The 7018-nt window shown below is 36.6% G+C and carries 7 protein-coding genes and 1 pseudogene; 5 read left to right on the top strand and 3 right to left on the bottom strand.

All coding sequences use genetic code 11. The features are described 5' to 3' along the window. Positions 1 to 115 precede the first annotated feature (115 nt). Positions 116 to 987: pseudogene (locus tag TJ68_RS07955) on the top strand (DegV family protein). Between the two features lie 63 nt (positions 988 to 1050). On the opposite strand, the gene TJ68_RS07950 reads toward TJ68_RS07955, so the two are convergent. From TJ68_RS07950 to TJ68_RS07940, 3 genes are all read right to left on the bottom strand, one after another. After that, a complete protein-coding gene (locus TJ68_RS07950; RefSeq protein ID WP_040929619.1) occupies positions 1051 to 2076 on the bottom strand; it encodes a PTS sugar transporter subunit IIC in 1026 nt (341 codons plus the stop codon). A 187-nt stretch (positions 2077 to 2263) separates the two neighbouring features. After that, positions 2264 to 2611 carry a hypothetical protein gene (locus TJ68_RS07945; protein WP_040929615.1) on the bottom strand — a complete coding sequence of 116 codons (348 nt, stop codon included), beginning with the start codon at positions 2609 to 2611 and terminating at the stop codon, positions 2264 to 2266. A 64-nt stretch (positions 2612 to 2675) separates the two neighbouring features. Further along, the gene (locus tag TJ68_RS07940) at positions 2676 to 3656 is read right to left on the bottom strand and encodes a YeiH family protein (RefSeq protein ID WP_040929614.1); all 981 of its coding nucleotides are present in this window, start codon (positions 3654 to 3656) and stop codon (positions 2676 to 2678) included. Positions 3657 to 3784: 128 nt separating this feature from the next. On the opposite strand from TJ68_RS07940, the gene TJ68_RS07935 reads away from it, so the two are divergent. The 4 genes from TJ68_RS07935 to TJ68_RS07920 form a co-directional block, all read left to right on the top strand. Beyond that, on the top strand, positions 3785 to 4447 hold the full coding sequence (locus TJ68_RS07935; protein ID WP_040929613.1) for an HAD family hydrolase: 663 nt from the start codon (positions 3785 to 3787) through the stop codon (positions 4445 to 4447). A gap of 12 nt (positions 4448 to 4459) precedes the next feature. Beyond that, positions 4460 to 4789, top strand: a complete 330-nt coding sequence (locus tag TJ68_RS07930) for a hypothetical protein (RefSeq protein ID WP_040929612.1) — start codon at positions 4460 to 4462, stop codon at positions 4787 to 4789. Between the two features lie 87 nt (positions 4790 to 4876). Continuing rightward, positions 4877 to 6352: a malate dehydrogenase (quinone) gene (mqo, locus tag TJ68_RS07925; RefSeq protein WP_040929611.1), complete on the top strand. Its 1476-nt coding sequence runs from the start codon at positions 4877 to 4879 to the stop codon at positions 6350 to 6352. A 113-nt stretch (positions 6353 to 6465) separates the two neighbouring features. Continuing rightward, positions 6466 to 7018, top strand: a 553-nt coding sequence (locus TJ68_RS07920; RefSeq protein WP_052327390.1) for a hypothetical protein, incomplete at its 3' end; no start/stop codon positions are given.

Genomic DNA, 7018 nt, shown 5'->3' with positions numbered 1-7018 from the left:
ACATATATTAATAGAATCATGAGATATTAATCTGTATAATGTAAATTGATATACAATTTCGTTTGCAATAGTTATTTTAAAGTGCATAAAAGAATTTAAAATTAAGGAGATTATTATGAAGATAGCATATATTATCGATAGTACGGCAGATCTCGATCAAGCTTATGAAAATCATCCAGATATTTATCGAGTGAGTCTTCACGTTACATATGAAAATGGAGACGTAGTTGAAGACTCTAAAGATGAAACAGAAATCCAAGAGTTTTACAGAAGGTTAAAAAAGAAAAGACGCCACCGAAGTCGTCTCAACCGACACCACAAGCATTTATTGACGTCTTAGATAAAATCGTAGAAAAAGGCTATGATGCAGTGATTGGTATTTCTTTATCTGCAAAACTTAGTGGGACATTCCAAACGATGCAGATGATTATGGAAGAGTATAAAGATAAGATCCAAGTGTATTCGATCAACTCTGAAAACACATCATACGTCATTGGTAGCATGATAGAACAAGCGATGGAACTTGATGAATCAGGTGCTGGAATCGACAAGATTGTCGAACACTTAAAGTGGGTAGCAAGTGAATCTGAAGTATATTTACTCGTTAAAGATCTACACAACCTTGTAAAAGGTGGTCGTCTCGGTTCTGCATCGGCAGTTCTCGGCTCGTTATTACGCATTCGTCCAATTATGAAGTTTGATAACGATGAAGGCGTTAAGTTATATGAAAAAGTACGTACAGATCGTCGTGTCATGGCAAAATGGGTGGAAATATTAGTTGAAAAGTATGAACGCTTTAAGGGGAATTTAGATGTCGTAGTTGTTCACGGTGACGTGGAACAAGACGCATTAAAAATTGTTGAAAACTTTAAAGAAAAGTTCCCCGATATTAAATACCGAGTCTATTACTTAGGATCAGTACTTGGAGTACATGGTGGTAATGGCGCAATTGGCATGGCGTTTATTCCAAATAAATACGTAGAGTAAATGAAAAGGAACGCTTCCTAACGAATAGGAAGCGTGCCTTAAAACTAGTATAATTCAAAAAGTTTAACTTTTCGGTAGCACATCAATTACTTCGCTGTTTTTTACTGGATAGTTTCTAAATACATATGACATCACAAGTCCTACTGCAAAACAGATTAGAGCTGTAATTAATGCGTATTTAACAACTTCCATTGCTGGGTTAAATCCAAACATAACGAGTAGTCCTGGAGTTGGTGCCGCTGTTCCTGGAGCATCATTTACGAGTCCAGAGTAGGCGAGCACCATACCGGCTAACCCACCACCTATGAAATTAGTCACATAGATCGGTACCGGGTTAGCTGAGACAAGATCGGCTTTAGATAGTGGTTCAATCGCAATTGAAATCACTGATTTTAAGTTACCGATTTTTAATCGGTGTAAGATTGTTGTATTCATAAAGCTTGAACCAAATGCTGTTAAAGCAGCTACTGCCATTGGAACACCTGTTAAACCAAGCATTGCTGTTAAAGCCATTGAGCTTAGTGGAGATGTACCAACAACTGTGATGATTCCACCTAAAATAAGTCCCATAACGAGTGGACTTGTAGACATCGCGCCGTCAATTATTGCACCAATTCTGAGTAGAGATCCATCTACTACTGGGCTGAATAATACTCCAAGCAAGCGTGCCACTGGAATACAGAAGATGACAATAACAATAAAATCGAGTCCATTTGTTACTTTCTTTTCAATAAAACGAATTAAAAACGAAATAATGTAAGCTGCAAATAGTGCAGGTATGAGTCCGATTTCAACAAAAGATACGGCAAGTAACGCGGAGTTTTGTGCGTTTATCTTTCTAGACAAAGCGACTAAGAACCCAACAATGACACCGCTCATCGTACCTGCTAAGTGACCTGTTTCTTTTAAGAATTCAATATGTAAAATATCGCCAAGAACAAATCCTTGGAGTGCTTCTACGAGGAAAGTAGCGATTGCAGCTGTCGCCAACGCACTCATTACTGCACTACCGTCTGGAGCGTAGTAAGTAAAAATACTAAAAAACACTAGGATTAATAATAATAAGCCAGTACCAACTAAAATATCTATTTTAAACAACTCCTTCACTTAAACTATACGCATTCCATACACAAAATGCATAGTTCACCATGCAAAATAACGAACTATTCTTTTAGCATCACTTTGGTGACCACGTGTTATGGCGTTTATTCCAAATAAATACGTAGAGTAAATAAAAAGGCACGCTTCCTAACGGATAGGAAACGTGCCTTTGTTATTATTTTCTTAATGATGCTAAGAAACTTAAAATTGAAAGTGATGCAAGTTTAAGTGATGATTTTGACTCGTCAAAGCTATCTCCAGCTAAATAGTGCTTTACTGCTGCAGCACTCATAACGATTGATGCCATTAACGAACCGAGGCGTCCGAATGTTTTACTGACTAATGATAAGCTCATTAACACTGCTCCGACACTTTCTAAGTATCCAGCAATTAACATTTCTCTAGAGTTAACGTTGAATTTTTTCTCGAACTCTTCCCCGAGTTCACCGTTCGCTTTAACTTTATTCACACCTGACTGGTAGATGTTTGATGCGACGTACCAGTTAATAATATGTCTAAACATAATTGTCCACTCCTTCTAATTGTCTATTATACAATGTATCCAATTCCGATGTATGTTAAACGCTCTAAATCAAAATTAGTACAAAATATGTAATGATAGACAGTACACTCGATGTAACTAAGAGAGATACCATCGGTGCTTTAGCTTTATTGAAAAGAGTTTTAAACGATACGTTTAAACCGAGACCAACCATTGCCATAATCATAAAAAATTTCGCTATTTCGTCGACAATACTCGATACATTACTCGGAATTTCTATAAACGTATTAACGACAGCGAGTAATAAAAAACCGATTAAAAAATATGGGAAATTAACTTTTTGTCTACCGCTCGTACTGTTATTTCTCTTTGACCATATGTACATTAATGCAAAACTCACAGGTACGAGTAAAAATACACGAGAAAGTTTAGCAAGTAATGAATACGCGAGGCTATCGTCACTTACGCCACCAGCTAATACGACTTGTGCGATTTCATGTAAGCTGATTCCAGCCCACATGCCGTACACGGTATCTGTCATTGTAATTACTGGATATAAGAACGTATAAATGAGCGCAAAAAACGTTCCGACGAGCGATATTAAACCGATACTAATCGCTGTGTCTTCTTCATCACTTCTAATAATTGAAGAAACTGCACCGATCGCAGCAGCACCACATATTCCTGTACCAAAGCCAAGTAGTAACGCAATGTCTTCATTACCTTTAAGTAGCTTATTAATGAACATTAATAGGAATACACTGAACAAGATAACGAAAACACCACATATGAGTAGCCATAGACCATCAGTCGCTATTGTATATAAGTTTAGTTTTAATCCGTATAAAATAATCGCGACACGTAATAACTTTTTAGATACGAACGTAATGCCACCGGATAATGGTTCTGGGTAACCTAATGTATTTCTGTATAACATGGAGATGATAATCGCAATTGCGAGTGCTCCGATACTCGATAGTATCGGCAGCTGAGCAAGTATATAACTGATTGAAGCGATCAGTATTGTAAACAAAACGCCATATGTAAATAACTTTTTATTGTCCATAGGTTCCCCTCCTATACTTAATAATATATTCTAACAATTTCTATACTTGGTCAACATGTTAAATATGTTATAACGTACCTTTAATATGATAAACTAGAACTGTTAACACTCATAAAGGAGACATCTATATGAAAGTCGCACTATTTGATTTTGACGGGACACTTTATCCATATGAAACGTTCCAAACACTTCGATACCATATGCGTGACAACCCAAAATATAAAAAGTATTATAAACACTTTATTCGTCGTTTTGCACCGACGTATTTTGGACATAAGTTAAAACTCGTTCCAGAACTCCAGTTTCAAAATAAAGCATTAGAATCATATATTTATGCATTCAAAGGTGCATCTAAAGAGGAAGTAGAGACATTCTTTAGTGAAGTCGGAGAGTCGATGAGAGAACAATTAAACCGTTCGGTTGTTGAAAGGCTACATTGGTTACGAGATAACGACTACTATACAATTTTAATTTCAGGTGCATTTCAACCGATGTTAAAGGCGATGTTTAAGGATGAGTTTAGTCACATCATCGGTTCAGAAGTGAACTACAATAAGAAAGATATCTTGTCGACAAAAATACCATTTGTACGCGTGTTTGGTGCGAGAAAAATTGATTTAATTCGTAGTCATTTAAAACATAAAAAGGTCAACTGGGAAGAAAGTCATGCATATAGTGATAGTGCGACTGATTTAAGTATGTTAAAACTCGTAGGGCATCCAGTCGTAGTGAAACCTGATGCGAACCTTAAAATCATCGCGAATAAAAACGGTTGGGAAATATTAAATTAGAGGATGAGAGCTATGTCATTAATCAACATCAATGAATCAGAACTATATCCAACAGAATCATTTGGACCAGCGGTCGAGGGCACGTTGATCTATAATGTACAAGGACAAGCAGAGTGGGAAGGTGCGTTTATTACAACGAATGAACGTCTAATTATGAATGTCAATATGAACGGCGAAGCATACCGTAGAGTATTTGATTATAAAAATATTAAAGACGTTTATAAAGATGAGCACGGACTATTTATAGAATTCCCTGAAGGTATGGGAAAAATCGCTCTCGTTCATACGAAAACAGGCAATGAAGAGACATTTGTTGAATATGTTAAAAAGAAATTAGGTTAGCGTAAAAAAGATAAGTTCTAGGCTTTTATAACGATATTGAGACATATATAATAATAATTGAATATCAAATAGGGAGATCGATTCAATATGGCAAATGAGGAGAAGAAAAATGTAGTCCTTATTGGGGGCGGCATTATGAGTGCAACACTAGGTGCGCTCATAAAAGAGTTAGAACCAAGCTGGAATATTAAAATGTTTGAAACGCTAGAGGCTCCTGCTCTAGAAAGTTCAAGCCCATGGAACAACGCAGGTACAGGTCACTCAGCATTATGTGAGTTAAACTACACACCAGAAGATGCTAATGGTAACGTCGATATTACTAAAGCAGTAAACGTCAATGAAAAATGGCAAACGTCATTACAATACTGGGCACATTTAGTTAATTCAGGTCAGTTAAAAGATCCAGAGAAGTTCATTAAAAAAGTACCACACTTAAGCTATGTAGAAGGTAAAGAAAATGTGGAATTTTTAAAGAAACGTCAAGAACTGTTAGAGGATCACCCATTATTTGAGGGTATGGAATTCAGCAGTGACAAAGAAACGTTAGAACAGTGGATGCCACTTATGATGGAAGGGCGCGAATCATTCGATGACATCGCTGCAACGTATATCGATAAAGGTACAGACGTTAACTTTGGAGAACTAACGAAGCAATTATTCGATAATTTAGAAGAACAAGGCGTCTCATTACATTACAAACATGAAGTCGTAGATTTAAAGAGAATTGACGACAGTAAATGGGAAGTTCAAGTGAAAGATTTAACGACTGGTAGATCAGAATTCCATATTGCGGACTTCGTATTTATCGGTGCAGGTGGCGGAAGCTTACCACTATTACAAAAGACAAAATTACCAGAATCTAAAAACATCGGTGGTTTCCCAGTGAGTGGACTTTTCCTCGTCTGTCAAGATGAAAAGATCGTTAACCAACATGAAGGAAAAGTATACGGTAAAGCAAAAGTTGGCGCGCCACCAATGTCAGTACCACACTTAGATACGCGTTATATAGATGGCAAGAAATCATTACTATTCGGGCCGTTCGCAGGATTTTCTCCTAAGTTCTTAAAGACAGGATCATACTTTGATTTAATTGGTTCTGTAAAACCTAATAACGTATTTACAATGCTTGCTTCAGGAGCGAAAGAAATTCCGTTAACAAAATATTTAATTAGTCAATTATTACTATCAGACGACGATAGAATTGAAGAATTAAGAGAATTCGTTCCAACAGCGAAAAAAGAAGATTGGGATACAATCGTAGCAGGACAACGTGTTCAAGTCATTAAAGATACAGACAAAGGTAAAGGAACGTTAATGTTCGGAACAGAAACAATTGTTTCTGAAGACGGAACAGTCGCAGCGTTACTCGGAGCATCACCTGGTGCTTCAACATCAACGGATGCGATGATTAACGTATTAAAACACTCATTTAAAGATTCGTTTGAAAAGTGGGAAGTGGAACTTAAAAAAATGATTCCTTCTTATGGTAAAAAACTTTCAGACGAAAGAGACTTATATAACGTCATAGACAAAGAAGTACGCGAAGTACTAAAAATAAACTAAAATAACGCCTAGCGATACTAAGTCGCTAGGCTTTTTTACTGGATTCTCTAGAAAGTTATAACGCTATCAGTTATAATGAAATAACGATAGAAATAACGATAGGAGAGACGACAATGCAAACACCAGTGTATTATTCAACGGCACAAGTGACAGATATGGTCGAATTGTCTGATCAAAACGTACGTAAATACTTCCGTATGCTAGAAGAACGTGGATATGAAGTAACACGTGACGAATACCAACGACGTCTATTTTCTCAAAATGACGTGCTTATATTACAAGAGATGATCAAAATCTCTAAAGAACCCGGACATACGCTAGAGCTCGCTGCAGATGAAGTATTAAAACAAGCAGACGATATTATAGAAAAAAACAAAGAAGAGAAAGATGACGTTGCGTCGAATGAAGAGGTGCTTAAAGCACTACGACTCGTCGTCGATAAGTTAGAAGAAATGCGTCAGGAAAACGTAGAACTTCATCAAAATATTAAAACACTCGTATCACGACTCGACCGTTATGACGAAAATCTACTCGATACTAAAGAGCAACAACAACTCCTCGTATCAGAAGTATCTTCTATTAAAGAAGACCTTCAACATTCTGCTGAAAAAGTGGAATCTGATAATCAAGAACTAGAAGAAATTGAAGCATCGATTTCTAAAGAAG

It is taken from the genome of Nosocomiicoccus massiliensis, assembly GCF_000438455.1.
GTDB classification, from domain to species: Bacteria; Bacillota; Bacilli; order Staphylococcales; family Salinicoccaceae; genus Nosocomiicoccus; species Nosocomiicoccus massiliensis.
Note: the sequence above shows the minus strand (reverse complement) of the source record. Positions and strands in the feature narration are given on the sequence as shown.